Source organism: Ruegeria sp. CDSA236, from assembly GCF_059611285.1.
In genome coordinates this window covers 271549-294189 of sequence record NZ_JBXWPG010000001.1, presented here as the reverse complement: position 1 = coordinate 294189, position 22641 = coordinate 271549, and the positions used below count along the sequence as shown (strand labels likewise).

The window sequence follows — 22641 nt, the reverse complement described above, 5'->3', positions numbered from 1 at the left end:
GGTGATTTACACGCGGTTGCCATTCGGCCTATGGTTCGCCCGACGGCCCGGAAACGTGTAGGACTGACGGGTGATTAAAAACAAAAGCAAGAATAGCACCACGAATGAAAACCCTCACGACGACGCAAGAGCTGGCCGATTTCTGCAAAGCGGCTGCGGCCTTTGATTACGTAACCGTAGATACCGAGTTCCTGCGCGAACGGACCTACTATTCAAAACTTTGCCTGCTTCAACTGGCGGTCCCGTCGCCCGACGAAGACAGCGCCGTTTTGGTCGACCCGTTGGCCGAAGGGATGACTCTGGAGCCTTTGTACGAGCTCTTCGCCGATGAAAGCGTGGTCAAAGTATTTCACGCAGCCCGTCAGGATCTTGAGATTTTCTGGGTTGAGGCGGGTGTGTTCCCCAACCCTCTGTTCGACACGCAGGTCGCCGCCATGGTCTGCGGATTCGGCGAGCAGGTTGGTTATGAAACCCTGGTGCGCAAGATTTGTAAGGAAGGCGTGGACAAGACCTCTCGATTCACCGACTGGTCACGCCGCCCACTGTCCGAGGCGCAAAAGACCTATGCGCTGGCGGATGTAACGCATCTGCGGAAAATCTATGAGTATCTGTCGGCCGAGTTGACGAAAACCAAGCGCAGCCATTGGGTCGCCGAAGAGCTGCGCACGCTGACGCAATCCGGCACCTATGAGATCCAGCCCGAAAATGCGTGGAAGCGTATCAAAACCCGGACGAACTCGGCCAAGTTTTTGGCTGTTGTTCGCGAGTTGGCCGAGTTCCGCGAAGCCTATGCGCAGGAAAACAACGTACCGCGCAGCCGGGTGTTCAAAGACGACGCTCTGATCGAACTGGCATCGACCAAGCCGAAATCTTTCTCAGATTTGGGTGGATCGCGCCTGCTGCTGCGCGAGGCCCGCAAAGGGGTCATTGCGGATGGGATTCTGGCCGCTGTCAAAAAGGGTGTTAATTGCCCACCAGAAAAATTGCCCAAGATTGATACCAGCCGTGACAAGTTGAAGGTAAATCCTGCGCTTGCCGACCTATTGCGGGTGCTGCTGAAATCAAAAACGGAAAGCTCGGGCGTGGCTGCCAAACTGATTGCTACCAGTTCCGAACTGGATCAGATCGCAGCCGGTGAACGGGAATTACCTGCAATGTCCGGTTGGCGGTTCGAGGTATTCGGCGAAGATGCTCTGAAACTGTGCGATGGCAAAATCGCCCTGGCAGCTAAAGGGCAGACCGTCACGGTCGTAGAGCTTTAGCAGGAATTATCTGCGGCGGGATTCCAGGGCATTTTGTTCCCCTTTGACGCGGACCAGCCGAATGTTTTCAAGCTCGTCTCGGCTGATATTGATTGCATTGGATACCCTTCGGGACCGTTCGGTCCCCTGGCTTGTCGCATATGACGGGTAGTCGACACGGAACGTGAATTCGAGAATGCCGTTTTTTGCATTCTCTTCGCTTTCAACACGAACAAGCCGCGCATTATAGGCGCCTTGCCTTGCAGCAATCCCAGTCGTGTAAACGATAGCTCCATTCGGAATTGGATCGATCCGCAGTTCTTCGATTTTGGCGATCGGGAAGCTCATGTCCACGGCTTCCGGCTTTGAAAATATGCCAACACCTTCGGCTTGTTGAGGAACCAGTGCATTGGCATCATTCACAGATACTTCAGAGGGTGCCGGAGTACTGGACCCAAACCAGTTTGTCGGGTTGACCCGAGAATCACGCCAAGCGCTGCAAGCCGACAGGGTCAAGGCAGCAGCCAAAAGAACAGACAGTGATTTCTTCATCGTCACAACACCCAGAGCAGTCTATATGGCAATGAGTTATCGCACTTTTCCGGGTTTGAAAAGCCACGTGGGGGGCTGGACAGATGCTGGTCAGGATCATAGTTCAAAAATGTGAACCCAATGAGAGGACAGCCCCGAGATGGCGACACCTGCTTTTGAAGAAATCGTCGAAGATTTCGAATTCCTGGAGGACTGGGAAGACCGGTACCGCCATGTCATCGAGCAGGGGAAAGCGATGGCGCCATTGGATGATGCGTTGAAGGTGCCTGCAACCAAAGTCCATGGTTGCGCCAGCCAGGTCTGGCTGCATCCCAGTGTCGAGGGAGGGACCTTTCATTTTGAGGGCGACAGTGATGCTCTGATCGTGAGGGGGCTGATTGCGGTTCTGCGATCCCTATATAACGGCCTGCCGGTTCAAGAAGTCCCGCAGGTTGACGCAGGAGGCGAACTGGCGCGGCTGGGGTTAAACGATCATCTTTCCGCGCAACGATCTAACGGTTTGAGGGCGATGATCGACCGTATCCGCGAGGTCGCGATAGAGGCCGCCTAAAGCGGGCGGTTGGCCCAGTCGCTCAGCGTGGATTGCAGATCACCATAACCGGTAAAACGGCGCTCGAAAGCCAGGCCCATTCGGTCTGCGCACTCCTTGGCCCGTTCGGTCAGAGCCGCATCATCAGTCTGTGCCTGATAAACCAGTTTCGTGTAGTTGCCGAAATACATTTCCCTAAGCTCGGGGTGGCGATCCAGCCCCAGCGGCTTCCAGACGAAGGCATCGAATTGACGTGCCAGAAAATCTGTTAGGTAGAACGCTGTAGTTTCATCCTCGCCGCGATTTTCAAAGACCTGGTTCCCCTCGAAGAAAGAATAGCAGTGGGGCCCTTTAATCATCTCCACGCCCATCTCCCCGCAGGCTTTCTGTAACAGGCCACCGGTGCCGCAATCTGCGTAGACGACATAAACTTTATCGTATTGGTCGCGGTGTTTGGCAACGGCCTCTTCCACCGCCTGCGTGATCCGTTCCGGGTGGATGTGCAAGATGGCGGGCAAGCAGGTCAGTTCCATATGATCCCAGCCATTACGACGCTTTAGGTCCAGGATTTCCCGCGCCAGCGCACCGCAGGCCAATAACAGAATTCGCCCTGCGCCGTGATGGTCTGAATAGCCCTGCGTTGTCAGGCTGGCGTCGTCGGGAAGTTGGTCCTGAGTCATTTCGCGCCTCTTTCTCGTTATCTAGAAAATCGGCTTATTCGGTGGCTGGCAAGCCCGTATTCGACACATAATGTCGGCTTCGGATCAGGGTAGGGTGAATAAATGAAAAAGGCCGCCCGAAAACCGGACGGCCCTGAAATGGTTTAGATGTCGATCAACCCGCCAGCTGATTGTGCTTGCGCGAAACAAAATCCTTTGCCGTCTCAACAGCTACGGCCGCGTCACGGCAATAGGCATCAGCACCGATCGCCTTGCCGAACTCTTCGTTCAGGGGCGCGCCGCCAACCAGAACGATATAGTCATCGCGCCTACCCTGTTCGATCAGTGTGTCGATCACGACTTTCATATATGGCATGGTCGTCGTCAGCAGGGCCGACATGCCCAGAATATCGGGCTGTTCGGTATCAAGCGCTTCCAGATAGTTTTCGACGGGGTTGTTGATGCCGATATCAACAACCTCGAATCCGGCTCCTTCCATCATCATTGACACCAGGTTTTTGCCAATGTCGTGAATGTCGCCTTTAACAGTGCCGATCACCATTTTACCAACACGCGGTGCGCCGGTTTCGGCCAGCAGCGGCTTGAGGATAAACATGCCGCCCTTCATTGCGTTTGCGGCCAGCAAGACCTCGGGTACGAACAGAATGCCGTCACGGAAGTCGTGGCCCACAACCGTCATGCCGCCGACCAGTGCCTTGGTCAGGATGTCATAAGGTGTCCATCCGCGCTCCAGCAGGATGTTCACACCTTCTTCGATTTCTTCTTTCAGACCGTCGTAAAGGTCATCGAACATCTGTTCGACCAGTTCGTCGTCGTTCAGTTCGGACAGGACGATGTCTTCTTCATCGGACATGGGGCGTTTCCCTGAGCTGTTCGGGCCTTGCGCCCGTGGTGGCATTTTTTCCGTTTTGGCCATTTCGCCGTAATACTACTGTGACGATTGCGACCTTGGCAGTTCCGAGACCGACCTATAGGCCAAATTTGTCGTTATCTCGACGTCATTTTACACATGAACATCCTGCAATTCGTTCAAATGCACCAAATGTCCAGGGGCTGATTGGGGCTCTGATGCTGTCTCAGCAAGGTAAATGTGCCGCTTGCCGGACCGGTCGATATTCCATATACCAAATGACATGAACAAAAGTAGAACAAACCTTCCTTCGGCCATTGCCAAGGGGCGAGCAGCCACGGAAAATACGGCAGGCAGATTCGAACGGTTTGACACAATCCCCTGCGATGACGGCTGGGGGTATGATGACGATCTTCCTCCGTTGCGGACTGAAGTCAGGCACGAGACGGCACGCAGCATAATCACTTATAACCGCTCCCCCGACTTGCCATTTGATCGTTCGATCAACCCCTATCGGGGGTGCGAGCACGGCTGCATCTATTGCTTTGCACGGCCCAGCCACGCCTATCTGGGTCTGTCGCCGGGGCTGGATTTTGAGACGCGCTTGATTGCCCGACCCAATGCGGCCGAGCTTCTTCGCAAAGAGCTTTCTGCGAAAGGTTACAGTGTTGCGCCGATTGCGATTGGAACCAATACAGACCCTTATCAGCCTGTTGAAAAAAACCTGGGAATCACAAGGTCTTGTTTGTCGGTGCTTACAGAGTTTCGCCATCCGGTTGCGATTGTGACCAAGGGGGCATTGATCGAACGTGATCTCGATCTGCTCGCACAGATGGCGGAACAGGGTTTGGTTCGGGTCGGGATATCTCTGACCACGTTGGATGCGGATTTATCGCGCCGAATGGAGCCACGGGCACCCGCGCCAAATCGGCGCCTGAAAATCATTCGCAGGCTGACCGAAGCGGGGGTTCCGGTGCGGGTCATGACCTCTCCTTCAATTCCCGGTTTGACAGATCATGAGATGGAAAGCCTGTTAGAGGCGGGTAGGGATGCCGGGGCGGATGCAGCAAGTTGGATTATGCTGCGGTTGCCGCGCGAAGTTTCGGAACTTTGGCAAACCTGGCTGCAAGAGCAAGAGCCAACGCGCGCCGAAAAAGTCATGTCCAAGCTTCGGCAAATGCACGGGGGCCGGGACTATGATCCGCGTTGGGGCCACCGAATGCGCGGTGAGGGCGAATATGCCGAGATGGTGGCTAAGCGGTTTTCACTGGCTGTAAAGCGACTGGGCCTTGCAACGCGCACCCCGAAGCTGCGGTGCGATTTGTTCGATATCCCGCCCCAAGCCGGGGACCAGTTGACGCTGTTCTAACAAATCAGCCCCGGATTCTGGTCCGGGGCTGTTTGGTTTGTTGGGGATCGAAATCAGCGTTTTTCGATGTCCACGTAATCGCGACTGGTTTCGCCCAGATAGAGCTGGCGCGGGCGGCCGATTTTGTTCTGTGGATCTGCGATCATCTCTTTCCACTGACTGACCCAGCCAACGGTGCGCGACAGTGCGAAAATCGGGGTGAACATCGACGTCGGGAAACCCATCGCCTCGAGGATGATCCCCGAATAGAAGTCCACGTTCGGGAACAGTTTCTTTTCGGAGAAATACGGATCTTCCAACGCCTGTTTTTCCAACGCCTTGGCGACTTGCAGCTTGGGATTGTCCTCGATCCCCAGCAGATCCAACACTTCGTCGGCGGATTGCTTCATAACCTTGGCGCGCGGGTCAAAGTTCTTATAGACGCGGTGACCAAAGCCCATCAGGCGGAACGGATCGGCCTTATCTTTGGCGCGGGCGATATATTCCGGGATACGGTCAACCGTGCCAATTTCTTCCAGCATTTCAAGGCAGGCCTGGTTTGCGCCGCCATGGGCAGGGCCCCAAAGACACGCGATACCAGCGGCAATACACGCAAACGGGTTCGCCCCCGAGGACGAGGCCAGACGCACCGTCGAAGTCGAGGCATTCTGTTCGTGATCCGCGTGCAGAGTAAAGATGCGGTCCATCGCGCGGCTGAGGATTGGGTTCACCTCATATTCTTCGGCAGGGACGCTGAAGCACATGCGCAGGAAGTTTGACGCATAATCCAGATCGTTGCGCGGGTACACGAAGGGCTGACCGGTGTGATACTTGTAAGCCCAGGCAGCGATGGTCGGCATCTTGGCGATCAGACGATGGGATGCGACCTCACGCTGATGCGGGTCCGAAACATCGGTCGAATCGTGATAGAACGCAGACATCGCGCCCACGACACCAACCATGATCGCCATCGGATGCGCATCACGGCGGAAGCCACGATAGAAATATTGCATCTGTTCGTGCAGCATGGTGTGGCGGGTGATCGTGGTTTCAAACTTTTCCAGTTCCTTGGCCGCCGGCAGCTCTCCGTAAAGCAGCAGGTAGCACACTTCGAGGAAATGCGATTTCTCGGCCAACTGGTCGATCGGATAGCCACGGTGCAACAGTTCACCTTTTTCGCCGTCGATATAGGTGATGGTGCTGTCGCAGCTGGCTGTCGAGGTGAAGCCGGGGTCATAGGTGAACACATCCGCTTCGCTGTACAGCTTGCGGATGTCGATGACATCAGGTCCCACGGTAGGCGAATGAACCGGCAACTCGTATGTTTTACCATGTACGGTCAAAGTGGCTGATTTATTGCTGTCGGTCATAATGTCCCTTCCTCATTCATACGTGAAACGGATCGTCGTCCGTTTCGGCGGGCAACGGTTGCGCACAGGGGCGCAGCCCGGGTGTTAGCGGAGCAGCGTTACCCAAATGTGAAACCTTTGGTTATGTCGCTGCGTCGGAGAGCCGTGCCAGGGTTTCATCCCGCCCAAGCACAAGCATCATATCAAAAACCGAAGGCGTTACAGCCCGACCAGCCAATGCAGCGCGCAATGGCCCTGCCAGCTTGCCAAACTTTAGCCCTTTCGCTTCTGCAAACGAGTTCAGGGCACTCTCCAGTTCGTTCCGGGTCCAGCTAGCATTTTGCACGTGCGGCGTCAATTCACTCAGTATACCGTCGGATACAGAGGACAGCGCCTTTGCAGCCTTCTCATCAGGTTTGATCGGGCGTGACGTCAGCACAAAATGCGCTTTTTCAAGGAGTTCCGGGAATGTGCGTGCCCGATCCTTGAGGCAATACATCGCACGTTCCAGATCACCTGATTGTGCATTGGTGAGAGCGGGCAGTCCCGCCGCCGCCAGGTATCCCTGAATTTCCTGCCGCAACGCGGCATCGCCAGTGATTGGAATATGCTGACCACATAGATTCTCGAGCTTTTTCAGATCGAACCGTGCAGGGCTTTTACCGATTCCAGCCAGATCGAACCACTCTTTCGCCTGCTCATCAGTAAAGAATTCGTCATCCCCATGGCTCCAGCCGAGACGGGCTAGATAGTTGCGCATACCCGCGGCCGGGTACCCCATCGCCTGATATTCTTGGGCACCCAAAGCTCCGTGACGTTTGGATAGTTTCTTGCCGTCCGGGCCATGAATCAGCGGAATATGTGCCCAGACCGGAACATCCCAACCCATGGCTTCATAGATCATCATCTGGCGTGCGGCATTATTCAGGTGATCGTCGCCCCGGATAACATGGGTCACACCCATGTCGTGATCATCCACAACAACCGCCAGCATATAAACCGGTGTTCCGTCCGAGCGCAGCAGGATCATGTCGTCCAACTGATCGTTGCGGATTGTCACGTCGCCCTGAACCTGATCGCGGATCACGGTGACCCCGTCCCGCGGTGCCTTTATGCGGATCGCATATGGGGCGTCAGGTTGGGTCGAAGGGTCAGCGTCGCGCCAGGGGCTCTGGAACAGTGTCGATTTTCCCTCTGCACGCGCCTGTTCGCGAAAGGCTGTGATCTCGTCCTGGGTCGAAAAACATTTGTAGGCTTTGCCGTCCGCCAGCAGCTGATGTGCCACTTCAGCATGACGCGGGGCGCCTTCGAATTGGCTGATCACATCGCCATCATGGTCCAGGCCCAACCAGGACATCCCCTGAAGAATTGCTGCAGTAGCCTCTGGGGTTGAGCGTTCGCGGTCCGTGTCTTCAATCCGCAATAAGAACTTGCCACCACGTCCCCGAGCAAAGAGCCAGTTGAACAATGCAGTGCGCGCGCCGCCGATGTGAAGAAAACCAGTGGGTGAAGGTGCAAAACGGGTGACGACCTGATCGGACATAGTGTGGATTAACCTTTTGGTAACCGTGTCGGGCTTAACTTGGCGCCTGTCTAACGAGCCCGAAGGACGGGGGCAACCATGCGTGTTCTGGCACGGGTCGAGACCGCATTGCTGAGCCAGACAGGCTATTTGTTTCAGTGGTCACCAGTGTGCTTGGCCATTGGCATCGGCCTGTATTTCGCGCTCCGGTTCGAGCCGGGGTGGCAGATTTACATTTGTTTCAGCGCGGTGATTGTTGCGGCTATGGGGATGGCCCGCAAATCGCGGTCTGGCTGGGCTTCGTTGGCAATCGGGGGGACGCTGATCGCTGCCGGGTTTATCCTGGCCGGCGCACGTGCCCATACGGTGGCAGAGCCGGTTCTGTCTTGGCGGTACTATGGCCCGGTCGAGGGACGTGTTGTCGCCATAGACCGCTCTGCGTCGGATGCGCTGCGGGTGACGCTCGATCGGGTGCGATTAGGGGACGTGCCCTTGGATCGACGACCGCGGCGCGTCCGACTTTCCCTGCATGGTGGGGATGTCGCGCTGGTTCCTGGGCAAAGGATCATGACAACAGGTCATCTGTCGCCGCCTCAGGGGCCGGTAGAGCCCGGCGGTTTCGATTTCCGTCGCCACGCATGGTTTCAGCGTTTAGGGGCGGTCGGATACACGCGCGTACCGGTGTTGTCGGTTGCCCCGCCGGACAGGACCAATCTCCGCATCACGGCGTGGAGGATGGCGATTTCTGAACATGTGCGCGCATTGCTGCCTGGAGAGGTCGGAGGTTTCGCCGCGGCTGTCACGACGGGTGATCGCAGCGGAATGGGGCAGGAAACGCTGAACAATCTACGGGCATCTAATCTGGCTCATCTGTTGGCGATATCCGGATTGCATATGGGGTTGCTGACAGGTTTTGTTTATCTGATCTGCAGGGTCACGCTGTCTGCTGTCCCGGTGCTCGCTCTTAGACTTCCGGTCCGCAAGATTGCAGCGGTTTGCGCCTTGGTCGCGGCGGTTGTTTATCTATTGCTGTCTGGCGGGAATGTCGCAACAGAGCGGGCCTTTATCATGGTCAGCGTAATGCTGGGGGCCATTTTGATCGACAGAAGGTCAATTTCGCTACGCGCGGTGGCCGTCGCTGCCCTTATCGTGCTGTCGTTGCGACCAGAATCTCTGTTAAGTCCCGGTTTTCAGATGTCCTTTGCTGCAACAACGGCACTGGTGGCCGTTTTCGGAGCCTTACGCGGTTTCGGTTCTGCTTTCGGGCCAAAATGGCTACGGCCCATTATCGGGGTGTTGATGTCATCTGCCATAGCGGGGCTTGCCACCGCACCGATTGGGGCGGCGCATTTCAATTCACTGTCTCACTATGGGCTGGTTGCGAATATGCTGTCGGTCCCGGTGATGGGAACCGTCGTGGTTCCTGCGGCCGTTATTGCCGCAATCCTGGCGCCATTCGGGCTTGAGTGGATTGGGCTGGCGGTCATGGGGGCAGGGTTGGAATGGATTCTGGCGGTTTCAGACTGGATCTCGAGACTGGAAGGTGCGCAAGGTTATGTGGTCAGTCCACCGTCCTACGTCTTGCCCATATTTGCATTGGGCGCGCTCTGGATCGCCTTGTGGCGCGGTGGGGCAAGGTGGGTCGGCGTCGCACCTTGCATGGTGGCGATTGCGCTTTGGGGGCAGGGTAACCGTCCGGAAGTTTTGGTCGCAGACTCCGGTGGGTTAGTTGGTGTGATGACTGATCAGGGGCGCGCGCTGAGCAAGGAAAAGGGCAGCAAATTTATTGCAACCGTATGGCTTGAAAACGACGGAGACGGCGCGAGCCAGAAAACTGCCGCAAATCGCTGGCCCGATGGGAAAGATTTGTCGCAAAGATATTTCTGGCAGGGCAAAGAGCTGATTCACCTCACTGGCAAACGATCTGCGCGCGAATTCAGCGAATGTGGAGATGACCAAATCGTCATCTCTGCTGTTCCGGTCCAGCTGTCCGGCACCTGTATGGTGATTGATCCCGAGTTGTTGAACAAGACAGGAAGTATTGCACTGTCCGGTGGAAACGTAATGACCAGTGCCCAAGTCATAGGCAAAAGGCTGTGGTCGCCAGACAACTAAAGATCAATAGCTTCGGATCAGCCCAACCAAACGGCCCTGAACCTTGACCTTATCTTCGGGCAGTACACGCGTTTCATAGGCCGGGTTGGCAGCCTCAAGCGCTATCGCCTGACCTCTCCGATAGAACCGTTTGAGCGTTGCTTCCTGATCTTCGACCAGCGCGACAACGATATCGCCATTATCAGCCGCGGAGGTTTCGCGGATGACGACCACATCGCCGTCGTTGATGCCAGCGTCAATCATCGAATCGCCGCGTACTTCAAGTGCGTAGTGCTCGCCTCTGCCGGAAACCATGCTTCCGGGGACGGCAACGCGGTGCGACACATGGCTGATCGCCTCGATCGGAACACCTGCTGCGATGCGTCCCATGACCGGCAATTCCATTGCGTCTACGGTCACTGGTTCGAAATTCGCGGGGCGTCTGCCTTCGGGCTTGTCACCTTCGATAACACGGGGTTTGAAAGCGACTGTTGGCTCTCCTCCCAGGCTTTCAGGAAGTTTGACGATTTCGATGGCACGGGCACGATGGGCCAGACGACGGATAAAGCCGCGTTCTTCAAGCGCTGTGATCAACCGATGGATGCCGGATTTGGACCGCAGGTCCAGCGCAGCTTTCATTTCATCGAAACTTGGGGGGACGCCATCCGCCTGAACGCGTTTATGGATGAACTCCAACAAATCCAACTGCTTCTTGGTCAGCATTGCTCACACCTCGTCGCTCATGCGTTTTCTTTTGTTCTACGCATGTTCACGTTTTGTGTCAATGATCTTGTAGGGACTCAGATCGGGAGGAACATCACTTTGTCACCGGCCTGGTGCGCCGGATCATTCGGTTGCCGAACCAAAAGCGCGTTTGCTTCGGCAAGCACGCTGAGCAGCGAACTGTCCTGGTTTTGGCAGGCTTTAATTCCATCACCAGTCACGATAGCGCGCATGTAATGCTCGCGCGGCCCATTCGCTGGGATAGCCTTAGTTAAATTGGCGCTTTGAAGCGGGGTCAGAACCTGTTCCAGGCCCAGCATCTTACGGATCATCGGGGCAAGAAACAGATAGCTGCAAACCATTGCGCTGACCGGATTACCCGGAAGTCCAACCATCACGCTATCGCCCAAGCGACCGGCCATCAGCGGTTTGCCGGGGCGCATGCGGATTTTGTAAAAACTCCGCTCCAACCCCAGTGCGGTGGTGACCTGAGAGACAAGATCATAATCCCCAACCGAGGCACCGCCGATCGTAACCACCAAATCAACGTCGGCTGCTAGGGCAAAGGCGGTCTCGAGGGACGAAACCGTGTCAGAGGCGATGGGCAGAACCCGCACATGCGCTCCAACATCCTCTAGCAAGGCTTTGATACCAAAGGTGTTTGAGGCGATTATCTGATCCGGTCCCGGTGTTTCGCCGGGCATGATCAATTCATCCCCGGTTGCGATCAGCGCGACCACGGGTTTACGTGCAACCGGCACCATGGGGATATTCATCGCCGCCAAAAGCGCCAGATCCTCGGGGCGCAAACGGCGTGGGGCCGACATCTTGGCGCCAATTTCGAAATCGACGCCTTTTGGACGAATGTTGGATTTAGGGCCCGGCAGATCAGAAATGGTGATTAGGTCACCTCGGCGATCAACATCCTCTTGAATGACAACAAAATCTGCACCTTCAGGAATAGGGGCGCCAGTGAAGATCCGAACCGCCTGTCCGGGTCCAACCTGACCGTCAAATCGCCGACCGGCCGCAGCCTCGCCAATGACTTTGAACATGGCGTGCAGCTCGACCTCGGTCGACTTTACCGCGTAGCCATCCATAGAAGACGAAGCGAATGGCGGCTGATCGCGTGTGGCTGCTACATTCTCGGCCAGTACTCTACCCGCCGCATCCATCAAGGGAGCCGTCTCCGAGGGGAGGGTGTTTACAAGATCGAATAGCTGCGCCCGGGCGCTTTCAACGGTTATCATTTCGCCTCGTAACGGCCTGACTTACCACCATCTTTTAGCAAGACGCGAATGCCGCTAATTTCCATTGCCTTATCGACGGCTTTGGCCATGTCGTATATGGTCAGTGCGGCAGTTGAGGCCGCAGTCAGCGCCTCCATTTCCACGCCGGTTTGACCAGATGTCTTGACGGTTGCTTGTACCTGTATGCCGGGTAATTCTGGGTCCAGTGTCAGGTCTACGGTAACTTTGGTCACTGGCAGTGGGTGACATAGCGGGATCAGATCGGGTGTCTTCTTTGCCCCCATGATTCCGGCCAGACGTGCCACCCCCAAGACGTCACCTTTTTTAGCGCGACCTTCTGCGATCAAGTCGAACGTATCTTGTGCCATCGTGATACGAGCCGCTGCGACGGCGACACGATCCGTGATGGGCTTGTTCGACACATCGACCATATGAGCCTGTCCCTGGGCATCGAAGTGAGTCAGCGGCATCACATCACACCCGGGCTGAGCGGACGCGACAGCAGATCGTGTGTCGCTGCTGCGACGTCTTCCTGACGCATCAGGCTCTCGCCAATTAGAAAACAACGCGCACCGTAACGGGCGATATCGGCCAAGTCTGCTGGTGTGCTCAACCCGCTTTCGCAAACGATGGTCCGGTCAGCGGGAACTAGTTTTGACAGGCGGCGTGTCGTATCAAGAGTGGTCTCGAAGGTCTTGAGATTACGGTTGTTTATCCCAATCAACGGGCTTTTGAGCTGCGTTGCTCGTTCCAGCTCGGCTTCATCATGAACTTCAATCAGAACGTCCATGCCCCAGTCAAAGGCGGTCTGTTCCAACTCAGCCGCCTGGCTGTCATCAACCGATGCCATGATGATCAAAATACAATCCGCCCCAAGAGCGCGGGCTTCGGCCACCTGATAGGGATCGTACATGAAATCTTTGCGTAGAACCGGCAAAGAACAGGCTGCGCGTGCCTGAACCAGAAACTCTTTGGCACCCTGAAAGCTGGGCGTGTCGGTCAACACGGAAAGGCAGGCAGCGCCGCCTTCTTCGTAAGCTTGTGCAAGTGCTGGTGGATCAAAGTCAGCGCGGATCAGACCTTTGGAGGGGCTGGCTTTTTTGACTTCTGCAATCAGCCCGTACCCGCTACGTACAGCCATTTGCAACGCCGATGCGAATCCGCGCGGTTCAGAGGCTGATCTTGCTTCGTTTTCAACAGCTTCCAGAGACTTATTGGCCTTGTCCGAAGCGACCTCTTCGAGCTTGTAAGCTTTGATTTTGTCCAGAACCGTTTCGGTCATGCGGCCTCCTGAGTAATGCGGGCCAGGGCCGCGATCTTGTCTTTGGCTTTTCCGCTGTCGATACTTTCAGCGGCTTTTGCGACACCTTCGCGCAGATCAGCAGCGGCCTCTGCGACGACCAGGGCTGCTGCGGCATTCAACAATACTGCATCGCGATAGGCGGAGGCCTCACCGTCTAGAAGAGCTCGGAAGGCTACTGCGTTTTCCTCGGGGGTTCCGCCGAGAATGTCCTCGAAGGGATGTACCGGCAGCCCTGCATCTTCTGGGTGAAGCTCGACCTCTTTAATTGTGCCGTCTTCGAGGGCCGCAATCCAACTGATACCCGTGATGGTCAATTCGTCTGTGCCGTCCGATCCGTGCACCAGCCATGCGCGTTCGGACCCAAGCAGGCCCAACGTTTCGGCCATCGGGCGGATCAACTCTCGGCTAAAGGCTCCGGTCAACTGCCGCTTGACGCCTGCCGGATTGGTCAGCGGACCGAGAATGTTAAAGATCGTCCGTGTCCCGAGCTCTTGCCGGGTGGGCATGACATGCGCAATCGCCGGGTGATGCATGGGGGCCATCATGAATCCGATGCCGACATCTTGCAGTGCATTTTCAACGGTTTGCGGGCCGACCATAACGTTGATACCCAGCTGACCTAGCGCATCTGCGGCTCCGGATTTAGAACTCAGGTTCCGGTTGCCGTGTTTGGCCACGGTGACACCGGCACCCGCAACCACAAAGGCGGTCGCTGTCGAGATATTCAGCGTTCCCTTGCCGTCACCGCCGGTGCCTACGATATCCATCGCGCCAGCTGGTGCCTGAACTGCATTGCATTTTGCACGCATCACGGCAGCGGCGGCGGCATATTCATCGACGGTCTCACCGCGTGTGCGCATAGCCATCAAAAGCCCGCCGATCTGGCTGGGTGTTGCGGCGCCGTCAAACAGGATCCCAAAGGCTTCTTCCGCTTCGGCGCGTGTCAGGGGGCGGTCGGCGGCAACTCCGATCAGCGGTTTCAGGGCGTCACTCATGCGGGAACTTTCATCTCGGACAGGAAATTCTTGAGCAACGCGTGGCCGTGCTCGGAAGCGATGGATTCCGGGTGGAACTGTACGCCATGAATGGGCAGTTCGCGGTGCTGGAGGCCCATTATGGTGCCATCTTCCAATTCCGCCGTAATCTCCAGGCAATCGGGCAGGGTATCGCGATCCACAATCAGCGAATGATAGCGCGTCGCCTCAAACGGCGTGGGCAGGCCCGCGAACACACCTTTACCGGTGTGGTGCATTGTTCCCATTTTTCCATGCACAATCTCATGGCAACGCGTGACTTTCCCACCGAAAACCTGACCTATGGTCTGATGGCCAAGGCAGACACCCAACAAAGGCGTCCGTGTTTCGGCGGCTGCCTCGGTCAGGGCAAGGCAAATGCCTGCCCGGTCAGGGTCGCAAGGGCCAGGGCTGAGCAGGATGCCAGCGGGGTTCATGGCCATCGCTTCTTGCACGTCCAGCGCGTCATTCCTTCGAATGACCATTTCCGAGCCAAGTTCGCCTAAATAATGTACCAGGTTGTAGGTAAATGAGTCGTAGTTGTCGATCAGCAGCAGCATTTGGCTCTTGTCTCGTGTTGGGCATTTCGGGCTGGCGATGCAACCCAAGGCCACGGTATAGTGTTGGCACATACATGCTCAGGCTTGTGGGGCAGCGTCAAGGGTGCATCCCGAACTTGGCGGTCCAGCAGGCAGGTGCCACAACAGATGGTGCAAGGGCAAGGCAGCAGGACTAAGGCGAGAGGCAAATATTATGGGCGGATTTGTCGGCGGAATGATCGCAGGCGCAGTTGTCGTTGTGGTGCTGGGGGCAGTCTTATCGCTCAACGCGCCGCTGTCGAAAAAGCCGTCCATAGCGACAGTCGCACCAGAACCTGCACCAGTGCAGACGTCGGAGAGCTCCGAGGTTGTCGCTGAGGCGGGTGCAGATGCCAATCTGCTCAAACTCCCTGCGCAGACGCCCGAGAATGAAGTCGAAGAAGAGGATTCTCTGGCCGGTTTATCCGAAGCTGAGAACGCCCCGGACAGCCAGCCGGTAGTGAATGACGTAAGCGTTCCGGTCGAAGCGCCAACACCGAGCGAGGCGGATTCCGTAAGCATCTCGAGTGAGGCCCCTGTCGTTCCGCGAATGCCTGTCCCCGTTCAGCCTGCGCCGCTTGCCGACCTCAGCCCAGATGCCGCAGAAGATGCCCCTGAGCCACCGGCTGATCAGGTTGCTCTTGCCGAGCCCTTGCCCGAAGTCTCGCCTTCGGAATCAATCGAGCTGGAGGTGAATCCGGAGGATAACCCAATCGCAGTGGAAGGGGACGAGGACACGCTGCCCAGTCAGCCGCTACCGCGTATCGCCTCAGTTCCGCAGATCGGCGCAGAGGACAACTCGTCGGGAAATACCACTATCGGGCGTCGTGTAGTGCCTTTGACTGAACGAGATGATGAAGCAGCCCAAGATCCGCAGGAAGAGGTTCCTGTAGGTAAACCGATCGAGGCCTTCGCAGAGAAGTTTGACAATCCGGATTCCAAACCCCTCATGTCGATCATTCTGATTGACGATGAGGGTGCATATGGCGCCGAGGCGCTTCAGGATTTCCCATATCCGCTTACGTTTGCGGTGCGCCCATCAGACCCCGATGCAGCTGAGAAAATGGCTCGACATCGGGCGGCCGGGTTCGAAGTGATGGTCACTGCTGACCTGCCCAAGGCGGCCAGCGCACAGGATGCTGAGGTATCGCTTTCGGTGTGGCTTGAAGCGTTGCCCGAAACGGTAGGAATTCTTGAAGGTGATGGATCCGGCATCCAGGGTAACCGGAAACTGGCGGATCAGGTCGCCGCCATCGCCGGTGGAACGGGTCGAGGACTGATCACTCAGGATAACGGGCTCAACACGGTTCAGAAGTTGGCCTCCCGTAATGGAATTCCGTCTGCGGTAATTTTCAGGGATATCGACGGCGCGCGGCAGGATGCAAAAATCATGCGACGTTTCCTGGATCAGGCTGCGTTCCGGGCCGGGCAGGAAGGCACTGTTGTCATGTTGGGCCGGTTGCGCCCGGATACCATATCCGCCTTGCTGCTTTGGGGTCTGGAAGATCGCGGAGGCCGCGTAGCAATGGCGCCTATTTCGGCGGTGATGATGCAAGGGGCACAATAAGCCCGATCACATCCTTCCCCGAAACAGGCAGCCCAGACGGGCTGCCTTTATCAATTCTTGCCGGACAGCGTAAATCGGGCCGCGTCAGCCGCAGCGCGTCTGATGGCGTTGGACTTGTGGACGGTTTCCATGAATTCAGCCTCTGGATCGCTATCATACACAACGCCACCACCGGCCTGAATATATAGCTTTTGATCCTGAACGATGGCCGTTCGCAGGGCGATACACATGTCCATGTCTCCGCCGGCACTGAAATAGCCGACGCCGCCGCCGTAGACACCGCGTTTTTCCGGCTCAAGCTCATCAATGATTTCCATGGCTCGTACCTTGGGGGCGCCCGAGACAGTCCCCGCGGGCATTCCCGCAAAAAAGGCGTCCAGCGCATCTTTACCCTCGGCCAACTCACCCACAACGTTTGAAACGATGTGCATAACATGGCTGTACCGTTCAATGATGAACTCTTCGGTCGGGCGCACCGTTCCGATCTTTGAAACCCGCCCGGTGTCATTGCGGCCTAGATCCAACAGCATCAGATGTTCGGCCAGTTCTTTCTTGTCGGCCAGCAATTCTATTTCGTAAGCCTTGTCCTCTTCCGGGGTCGCTCCACGTGGACGCGTCCCGGCGATGGGTCGTATGGTGACTTCATTGCCAAACACGCGCACCAGGATTTCCGGGCTGGCGCCGATCACCTGAAACCCGCCAAAGTTAAAATAGAACATGAAGGGCGACGGGTTTGTTCGCCGCAGCGACCGGTACAGCGCAAATGGAGGCAGCGGGAAATCCTGCGTCCAGCGCTGCGCTGGCACTACCTGAAAGATATCACCAGCGCGGATGTATTCCTTGGCCTTCTCGACCGCTTCCAGATAGCCGGATTTGGTAAAATTCGAGACGGGCGGGGCGACTTCGTACGCATCGCCAAGGTCGCGTGTTTCAGCAGGCATCGCCCGCTCCAGATCGCGCACTGCGTCCATAACGCGCTCGGCTGCCTGGGCATATGCAGCCTTGGCCGACTGGCCATCGCTGACCCAGGCGGGGGAAACGACCGTGACTTCGCCCTTCACACCATCCAGAACCGCGACGACAGAAGGGCGCAGCATGACGGCATCCGGCAGGCCTAGAGGGTCGGGGTTGATGTTCGGCAGATGCTCGACCAAGCGCACCATGTCATAACCGAGATAGCCAAATAGTCCCGCCGCAGCTTGTGGAAGGTCGTCAGGCAGCTCGATCCGGCTTTCGGCCAGAAGCGTCCGAAGGTTGTCCATCGGATCGCCATCCTGCGCCGTGAAAGCGTCCGGGTCGAACCGGGCCGAGCGGTTCAGTTCCGAGGTCTCAGCGCGACAGCGCCAGATCAGGTCGGGTTTCATACCAATGATCGAATACCGTCCGCGGACCTCGCCGCCAGTTACCGACTCGAGCATAAAGGCGTCTTTTTGCGCGCCGGTCAGTTTCAGCATCAAGGAGACAGGCGTATCAAGATCGGCTGCCAGACGGGTGTAAACGACCTGGTTCTCGCCGGCCTCATAAGCACGGGCGAAGCTGTCAAACTCTGGGGTCAGGGCCATATTCGGTCTCTTAATTAATAGCTCGCCTGAACGGCGTTCAGTGCTTGCTGATCCACCACAGGACGGGCGCGGGCCTGGGCGTCGCGAACATAGGCATCGAAAATGTTCTGTGCCAGAGCCTGATTCAGCTGAGCGGCAAGCGCTTGTTGAACCTGACGGCGTTCATCGGTCTCGGCAGGGGGCAACAATTCGTCAAGTCGAACGATCAACGCGACCCCGGCACCGGGAACGACACGATAGCTTCCTAGTTCCATGTCGAACACTTCCGGCATGAAACCTGCGGGTACATCTTCTAGAAATGCAGTTCGTGTCAGAGCGTTTTCCACGCGGTGAGGTAGGCCGGTCGTGGTGAAATCCCCGTTCTCCTGCAACTGCTCCAACACGGCATTCGCGTGGTCTTCCAACGCTTTGTCAGTTTGAACCTGTGTCCAGGCCGCCGCAACGCGATCACGCGCTGATTCCAGCGGTTCAGGCCGACGAGGCAGCGTTTCGTTCAGGCGCAGCGCAAAGATCGAACCGTCCTCAAGGAATGCAATCTCGGGAAAATCCCCGTCTTGCACGGCTTCGGCTGCACTGCGGAAACCGTCATATGCGGCCGCGCCATCCTGACTGGCGCGAGTCCAGTCGATCTGTCCCAGCTCCATCCCGGTCTCGGCTGCCAACTCCTCAAGTGTTGCCCCGCCTGCAAGCAGGTCATTGATGTCTTCGGACTGAGCCTCGATCTGGCGGCGCGCACGGTCTGCGGCCAACTCTTCGCGCAGAGCTGGGGCGGCGTCTTCGAAGGGAGTGTTGTTCTCAGCCAGCGAGCCGTTAATGCGGAAAAGGGCAGGGCCGAATACCGAGGGCAGAGGTCCAACAACAGTGTCCAGTTCAGCCGCGAAAATGGCCTCGGCCGCATCGCCTAGGTCGTCGCGGGTAACGTCGCCCAGATCCACGTCGCTCAGTTCAAGCTCACGGTCACGGACAAGTTGTTCGAAGGTTGTCCCGCCAACTTCAATCTGTGCCATGGCATCTTGCGCAGCGGCGTCATCAGAAAAAGAAAGGCGTTCAACAAGGCGGCGTTCGGGTTGCTGAAACTCGTCTGCGCGCTGTTCGAAAAGCCGGAGAACTGAATCTTCGTCCACCTCGACACTATCCAGCAGCATATTGGGCGACAGAATCGTATAGGTCAGCTTTTTGGTGCGGGGCAGGGAAAACTGGTCCTGGTTCTCGTCGTAATAGGCCTGGATTTGTTCATCGGTTGGGGTTGCAATCGGCTCTGCCAAAGCTTCAGGTGAAACGGTTGCAACAGTAAAGCTGCGGCGCGCACCGACAAAGTCTGTCAGAACTTCAGTTAGGATCGAGGGCATTTCTACTCCGCTGACCACGGCATCCTGCACGATGGTCCGTGCGGATTCTTTCCTCAGATCGGTTTCAAACTCGGTGTCGGTCATGCCAACCTGTTCAAGCTGAAAGCGATATGCCTCACGGTCGAAAGAACCATCCGGCCCCTGAAACGCAGGGATCGAGACGATTTCTTCCTGCAAATTTTCATCGCCGATCGAAATACCCAGCAGACCAACTTCGTTATCCAGAGCCGCCAGCGCGGTGAGGCGCGACAGAGCCAGCTGGTCCAAGCCAAAATCGCGGGCCTGTGACATTTGCAGGGGCTGGCCGGTCTGGCTTTCGACCGCGCGGATTTCTCGCTGAAGTTCGCGGACGTAATCGTCAATCGAGATATCTTCGTTGCCCACCTGCGCCACAGTGTGCACAGTTCCAGTCAGGCTGGTCGCGCCAAATCCTGCAAGGCCCAGCATCAAAAGACCCATGAGGATCCAGACAAAGGTCTTTGATAGATTTTTCATGCCTGCGGCCATGGTGCCCTCTTGTTTTATTCGGCGAGTATTTGCCCTGTCGGTTGCGGCCCTGAATACGACGCGCACCGCCGGGGGGCAAGCTTAGAAGGAGAGAGCGTGCAGGCGGTCAAACAATTCCGTAATTCCGTTGCGATCAAGATTGGCAAATGCGATGCGGACTTGTCGTTTCCCGGCCGGGTCGTGATCGGGCATGAACATCGTGCCTGGCAGCAACAGAATGCTGGCATCCGTGACCATCCGACGGGCCAAATCATCCGAAGAGATGTCAAACGGGTGTTCGAAATAGGCAAAATAGGCGCCCAACCCAAGCAACCGCCATCCTTTACTGGTCAGTTTGGGAAGTTGTCTTGTAATGACAGCGCGACGGTCGAGGATTTCCCTTCGTTCATCGGCCAGCCATTGCGACAGGTTTTGCATCCCCCAAAGCGCACCAAACTGACCGATTTGGTTTGGACAGATCGCGACGGTATCCAGAAATTTCTCAATCTCAGACAGCAGCGACGGACTGGTCGCAACAGCACCTACTCGGTGACCAGTCAGACGGTAGGCCTTTGAAAACGAATATAGATGAATCAGAGTGTCATCCCAGCCCGGCTGAGCGAACAGATCGTGGGGCGGGCCGCTGCGGCTGTCGAAATCGCGGTAGGTCTCATCAACCAAAAGCTTAATTCCGGTTTCGCGCGACAGTTCGAAAAACGCGCGCAGCAGCTCAGCCGGGTATTCGACACCGCCGGGATTGTTCGGGGTGACCAGAGCAATGGCGCGGGTCTTATCCGTTATCAAATCCCGCGCCGCGTTCACCTCTGGCAACAGTCCATCATCAGTTCTCAGATCAATGGCGTTAACACCTGTCATATCCAGCCACATTTTATGGTTGAAATACCACGGCGTGGGCAGAATGACTTCATCCCCTTGGTCTGTGATGGAGGAAATCGCAGCGGCGAAGGCCTGATTGCAGCCAGAGGTAATGGCAACCTGTTCCTGTACGACAGGTGCGCCATAATGACCCGAAATCTGGCTGGCAAGCTCAGACCTGAGGGCGCTGTTGCCCAGAACCGGGCCATAGAGATGAGCGGAATCCTCGGTCGACGCATAAGCCGCCATCACCTGACGCATCTCAAGTGGAGGCGGATCGACGGGGGCCGCCTGACTTACGTTTATCAAGGGCCGCTCTTCAGGGAAGGTCACGCCTTCGATCCACCGGCGCGCCTCCATGACTGGGGGCGGAAAGGTGGCGGCAGTGCGTGTCCGGGTCATCTCAGCGCCCCAGTCAGTTGCTGCGCTTGGGCCGGATCAATCCGTGCCCCGGTAGGGTTCGACATATTGCAAAGCCATATCCCACGGGAAGAAAATCCAGGTGTCCTGGCTGACTTCGGTGATGAAAGTGTCAACCATCGGGCGGCCTTTCGGCTTGGCATAAACCGTCGCGAAATGCGCCTTGGGATACATCGCCCGTACCAGTTCCAGAGTTTTGCCACTGTCGACCAGATCGTCGACGATCAGGATTCCGGTGCCGTCGCCCATGAGGTCAGCGTCGGGCGCTTTGAGCACTTCGGCTTCGCCTTGATCCTGATGATGGTAGGAGCGCACGCTGATCGTGTCGACTGTGCGAATGTCCAGCTCGCGGCTGACAATCATCGCCGGTGCCATGCCGCCACGGGTAATGGCAACGACGCCACGCCAGGCTCCATCATCCGGACCTTGCCCATCCAGCCGCCAAGCGAGCGCTCGGGAATCGCGGTGAATCTGATCCCAGCTGATGTGAAAGCCTTTTTCGTGGGGCAGGCGGTCCTTGGCACTCATGATTCAACCCTTCTCAACGTCTGGAGCATCAACGGCTTTCATACCGACGATGTGGTATCCCGAATCCACATGCAGGTTCTCACCAGTGACACCGCCGCTTAGATCGGAAAGCAGATACAGCGCCGAGTTGCCCACATCGTCGATGGTCACATTGCGGCGCAGGGGTGAGTTATATTCGTTCCACTTCATGATATAGCGAAAGTCGCCGATGCCGCTGGCGGCCAGCGTCTTGATCGGCCCGGCCGAGATCGCATTTACACGAATGCCGTCCTTGCCTAAATCCTCGGCCAGATATTTGACCGATGCTTCCAGCGCGGCTTTGGCAACGCCCATGACATTATAATGCGGCATCACCTGTTCGGCACCGTAATAGGTCAGGGTGATGGCGCTGCCGCCTTCGGTCATCATCTTTTCGGCACGCTGCATTACGGCGGTAAAGGAATAAACCGACACGTCCATCGTTAGGTTGAAATTCGCCCGCGACGTATCAACGTAGCGCCCGCGTAGCTCATTCTTGTCTGAAAAACCGATTGCGTGGACAACAAAGTCCAGCTTTCCCCATTTCTCGGACAGCGCATCGAACAATCCGTCGATCGAGGCTTCATCGCTGACATCGCAGGGCAGGACGATTTCACTGCCCAGCTGTGCCGCCAGAGGGTCAACGCGCTTTTTCAAGGCATCCCCTTGATATGAGAATGCTAACTCGGCCCCGGCCTCGGACAAGGCGCGGGCGATTCCCCATGCGATTGATTTGTCATTGGCCAGTCCCATGATGAGGCCGCGCTTTCCGGCCATCAACTGATTTGACATGTTCGGTTCTC

Annotated in this window: 21 protein-coding genes; 5 read left to right on the top strand and 16 right to left on the bottom strand. The window is 56.8% G+C overall.

The genetic code is table 11. The annotated features are described in order from the left end of the window. The first annotated feature begins 104 nt into the window (after window positions 1-104). Window positions 105-1262, top strand: coding sequence for a ribonuclease D (gene rnd, locus AC2FLB_RS01520; protein ID WP_496691182.1), 1158 nt, complete (start codon window positions 105-107; stop codon window positions 1260-1262). Window positions 1263-1268: 6 nt separating this feature from the next. Here rnd and AC2FLB_RS01515 read toward each other — a convergent pair whose 3' ends face one another. Next, window positions 1269-1793 carry a hypothetical protein gene (locus AC2FLB_RS01515; protein ID WP_496691183.1) on the bottom strand — a complete coding sequence of 175 codons (525 nt, stop codon included), beginning with the start codon at window positions 1791-1793 and terminating at the stop codon, window positions 1269-1271. A 139-nt stretch (window positions 1794-1932) separates the two neighbouring features. Here AC2FLB_RS01515 and AC2FLB_RS01510 point away from each other — a divergent pair, with 139 nt between their 5' ends. Next, window positions 1933-2343 (top strand): SufE family protein, encoded by a 411-nt coding sequence (locus AC2FLB_RS01510; RefSeq protein ID WP_496691184.1) that lies wholly within the window; start codon window positions 1933-1935, stop codon window positions 2341-2343. Here the strand turns inward: AC2FLB_RS01510 and AC2FLB_RS01505 are convergent. Further along, window positions 2340-3002, bottom strand: coding sequence for a DUF1638 domain-containing protein (locus AC2FLB_RS01505; protein WP_496700427.1), 663 nt, complete (start codon window positions 3000-3002; stop codon window positions 2340-2342). The genes AC2FLB_RS01510 and AC2FLB_RS01505 overlap by 4 nt on opposite strands. A gap of 154 nt (window positions 3003-3156) precedes the next feature. Further along, on the bottom strand, window positions 3157-3855 hold the full coding sequence (locus AC2FLB_RS01500; protein WP_271947279.1) for a corrinoid protein: 699 nt from the start codon (window positions 3853-3855) through the stop codon (window positions 3157-3159). Window positions 3856-4135: 280 nt separating this feature from the next. Here AC2FLB_RS01500 and AC2FLB_RS01495 point away from each other — a divergent pair, with 280 nt between their 5' ends. Next, window positions 4136-5221 carry a PA0069 family radical SAM protein gene (locus tag AC2FLB_RS01495; RefSeq protein ID WP_496691186.1) on the top strand — a complete coding sequence of 362 codons (1086 nt, stop codon included), beginning with the start codon at window positions 4136-4138 and terminating at the stop codon, window positions 5219-5221. A gap of 53 nt (window positions 5222-5274) precedes the next feature. Here AC2FLB_RS01495 and gltA read toward each other — a convergent pair whose 3' ends face one another. Further along, complete coding sequence (gltA, locus tag AC2FLB_RS01490; protein WP_281972039.1) at window positions 5275-6570, bottom strand: citrate synthase; 1296 nt, start codon at window positions 6568-6570, stop codon at window positions 5275-5277. Window positions 6571-6691: 121 nt separating this feature from the next. Next, a complete protein-coding gene (gene gltX, locus AC2FLB_RS01485) occupies window positions 6692-8092 on the bottom strand; it encodes a glutamate--tRNA ligase (protein ID WP_496688195.1) in 1401 nt (466 codons plus the stop codon). A gap of 78 nt (window positions 8093-8170) precedes the next feature. On the opposite strand from gltX, the gene AC2FLB_RS01480 reads away from it, so the two are divergent. Further along, window positions 8171-10186 (top strand): ComEC/Rec2 family competence protein, encoded by a 2016-nt coding sequence (locus AC2FLB_RS01480; RefSeq protein ID WP_496708491.1) that lies wholly within the window; start codon window positions 8171-8173, stop codon window positions 10184-10186. 3 nt (window positions 10187-10189) lie between these two features. On the opposite strand, the gene lexA is transcribed toward AC2FLB_RS01480, so the two are convergent. From lexA to AC2FLB_RS01450, 6 genes are all read right to left on the bottom strand, one after another. Beyond that, a complete protein-coding gene (gene lexA, locus AC2FLB_RS01475; protein ID WP_281972042.1) occupies window positions 10190-10888 on the bottom strand; it encodes a transcriptional repressor LexA in 699 nt (232 codons plus the stop codon). 77 nt (window positions 10889-10965) lie between these two features. Continuing rightward, on the bottom strand, window positions 10966-12138 hold the full coding sequence (locus tag AC2FLB_RS01470) for a molybdopterin molybdotransferase MoeA (RefSeq protein WP_496708490.1): 1173 nt from the start codon (window positions 12136-12138) through the stop codon (window positions 10966-10968). After that, the gene (gene moaC, locus AC2FLB_RS01465) at window positions 12135-12608 is read right to left on the bottom strand and encodes a cyclic pyranopterin monophosphate synthase MoaC (protein ID WP_496708489.1); all 474 of its coding nucleotides are present in this window, start codon (window positions 12606-12608) and stop codon (window positions 12135-12137) included. Before moaC ends, AC2FLB_RS01470 begins: the two co-directional genes overlap by 4 nt. After that, window positions 12608-13420 carry an indole-3-glycerol phosphate synthase TrpC gene (trpC, locus tag AC2FLB_RS01460; protein WP_282021215.1) on the bottom strand — a complete coding sequence of 271 codons (813 nt, stop codon included), beginning with the start codon at window positions 13418-13420 and terminating at the stop codon, window positions 12608-12610. The genes moaC and trpC overlap by 1 nt, the downstream gene beginning before the upstream one ends. Continuing rightward, window positions 13417-14436 carry an anthranilate phosphoribosyltransferase gene (gene trpD, locus AC2FLB_RS01455; protein ID WP_496708488.1) on the bottom strand — a complete coding sequence of 340 codons (1020 nt, stop codon included), beginning with the start codon at window positions 14434-14436 and terminating at the stop codon, window positions 13417-13419. The genes trpC and trpD overlap by 4 nt, the downstream gene beginning before the upstream one ends. Beyond that, window positions 14433-15014 carry an anthranilate synthase component II gene (locus AC2FLB_RS01450; protein ID WP_142633613.1) on the bottom strand — a complete coding sequence of 194 codons (582 nt, stop codon included), beginning with the start codon at window positions 15012-15014 and terminating at the stop codon, window positions 14433-14435. Before AC2FLB_RS01450 ends, trpD begins: the two co-directional genes overlap by 4 nt. Window positions 15015-15207: 193 nt before the next feature. On the opposite strand from AC2FLB_RS01450, the gene AC2FLB_RS01445 reads away from it, so the two are divergent. Next, window positions 15208-16599 carry a divergent polysaccharide deacetylase family protein gene (locus tag AC2FLB_RS01445; protein WP_496708487.1) on the top strand — a complete coding sequence of 464 codons (1392 nt, stop codon included), beginning with the start codon at window positions 15208-15210 and terminating at the stop codon, window positions 16597-16599. Window positions 16600-16649: 50 nt separating this feature from the next. On the opposite strand, the gene trpE is transcribed toward AC2FLB_RS01445, so the two are convergent. From trpE to fabI, 5 genes are all read right to left on the bottom strand, one after another. Further along, complete coding sequence (gene trpE, locus AC2FLB_RS01440; RefSeq protein ID WP_142633617.1) at window positions 16650-18161, bottom strand: anthranilate synthase component I; 1512 nt, start codon at window positions 18159-18161, stop codon at window positions 16650-16652. Window positions 18162-18175: 14 nt separating this feature from the next. Further along, window positions 18176-20017 carry a peptidylprolyl isomerase gene (locus tag AC2FLB_RS01435; protein ID WP_496708486.1) on the bottom strand — a complete coding sequence of 614 codons (1842 nt, stop codon included), beginning with the start codon at window positions 20015-20017 and terminating at the stop codon, window positions 18176-18178. An 81-nt stretch (window positions 20018-20098) separates the two neighbouring features. Beyond that, window positions 20099-21274: an aminotransferase gene (locus AC2FLB_RS01430; RefSeq protein ID WP_496708485.1), complete on the bottom strand. Its 1176-nt coding sequence runs from the start codon at window positions 21272-21274 to the stop codon at window positions 20099-20101. A gap of 36 nt (window positions 21275-21310) precedes the next feature. After that, the gene (gene gpt, locus AC2FLB_RS01425) at window positions 21311-21820 is read right to left on the bottom strand and encodes a xanthine phosphoribosyltransferase (RefSeq protein WP_496688181.1); all 510 of its coding nucleotides are present in this window, start codon (window positions 21818-21820) and stop codon (window positions 21311-21313) included. Between the two features lie 3 nt (window positions 21821-21823). Further along, the gene (gene fabI, locus AC2FLB_RS01420) at window positions 21824-22630 is read right to left on the bottom strand and encodes an enoyl-ACP reductase FabI (RefSeq protein WP_142633624.1); all 807 of its coding nucleotides are present in this window, start codon (window positions 22628-22630) and stop codon (window positions 21824-21826) included. Between the last annotated feature and the right edge of the window lie 11 nt (window positions 22631-22641).

Excerpts from the sequence above, each read along its gene's own strand:
- AC2FLB_RS01500 (WP_271947279.1), bottom strand. The coding sequence starts at position 3,855 with ATGTCCGATGAAGAAGACATCGTCCTGTCCGAACTGAACGACGACGAA.
- AC2FLB_RS01495 (WP_496691186.1), top strand. The coding sequence starts at position 4,136 with ATGAACAAAAGTAGAACAAACCTTCCTTCGGCCATTGCCAAGGGGCGA.
- AC2FLB_RS01505 (WP_496700427.1), bottom strand. The coding sequence starts at position 3,002 with ATGACTCAGGACCAACTTCCCGACGACGCCAGCCTGACAACGCAGGGC.
- gltA (WP_281972039.1), bottom strand. The coding sequence starts at position 6,570 with ATGACCGACAGCAATAAATCAGCCACTTTGACCGTACATGGTAAAACA.
- moaC (WP_496708489.1), bottom strand. The coding sequence starts at position 12,608 with ATGCCGCTGACTCACTTCGATGCCCAGGGACAGGCTCATATGGTCGAT.
- AC2FLB_RS01445 (WP_496708487.1), top strand. The coding sequence starts at position 15,208 with ATGGGCGGATTTGTCGGCGGAATGATCGCAGGCGCAGTTGTCGTTGTG.
- AC2FLB_RS01510 (WP_496691184.1), top strand. The coding sequence starts at position 1,933 with ATGGCGACACCTGCTTTTGAAGAAATCGTCGAAGATTTCGAATTCCTG.
- rnd (WP_496691182.1), top strand. The coding sequence starts at position 105 with ATGAAAACCCTCACGACGACGCAAGAGCTGGCCGATTTCTGCAAAGCG.
- gltX (WP_496688195.1), bottom strand. The coding sequence starts at position 8,092 with ATGTCCGATCAGGTCGTCACCCGTTTTGCACCTTCACCCACTGGTTTT.
- trpE (WP_142633617.1), bottom strand. The coding sequence starts at position 18,161 with ATGGCCCTGACCCCAGAGTTTGACAGCTTCGCCCGTGCTTATGAGGCC.
- lexA (WP_281972042.1), bottom strand. The coding sequence starts at position 10,888 with ATGCTGACCAAGAAGCAGTTGGATTTGTTGGAGTTCATCCATAAACGC.
- trpC (WP_282021215.1), bottom strand. The coding sequence starts at position 13,420 with ATGACCGAAACGGTTCTGGACAAAATCAAAGCTTACAAGCTCGAAGAG.
- AC2FLB_RS01480 (WP_496708491.1), top strand. The coding sequence starts at position 8,171 with ATGCGTGTTCTGGCACGGGTCGAGACCGCATTGCTGAGCCAGACAGGC.
- AC2FLB_RS01515 (WP_496691183.1), bottom strand. The coding sequence starts at position 1,793 with ATGAAGAAATCACTGTCTGTTCTTTTGGCTGCTGCCTTGACCCTGTCG.
- fabI (WP_142633624.1), bottom strand. The coding sequence starts at position 22,630 with ATGTCAAATCAGTTGATGGCCGGAAAGCGCGGCCTCATCATGGGACTG.
- AC2FLB_RS01450 (WP_142633613.1), bottom strand. The coding sequence starts at position 15,014 with ATGCTGCTGCTGATCGACAACTACGACTCATTTACCTACAACCTGGTA.
- trpD (WP_496708488.1), bottom strand. The coding sequence starts at position 14,436 with ATGAGTGACGCCCTGAAACCGCTGATCGGAGTTGCCGCCGACCGCCCC.
- AC2FLB_RS01435 (WP_496708486.1), bottom strand. The coding sequence starts at position 20,017 with ATGGCCGCAGGCATGAAAAATCTATCAAAGACCTTTGTCTGGATCCTC.
- gpt (WP_496688181.1), bottom strand. The coding sequence starts at position 21,820 with ATGAGTGCCAAGGACCGCCTGCCCCACGAAAAAGGCTTTCACATCAGC.
- AC2FLB_RS01430 (WP_496708485.1), bottom strand. The coding sequence starts at position 21,274 with ATGACCCGGACACGCACTGCCGCCACCTTTCCGCCCCCAGTCATGGAG.
- AC2FLB_RS01470 (WP_496708490.1), bottom strand. The coding sequence starts at position 12,138 with ATGATAACCGTTGAAAGCGCCCGGGCGCAGCTATTCGATCTTGTAAAC.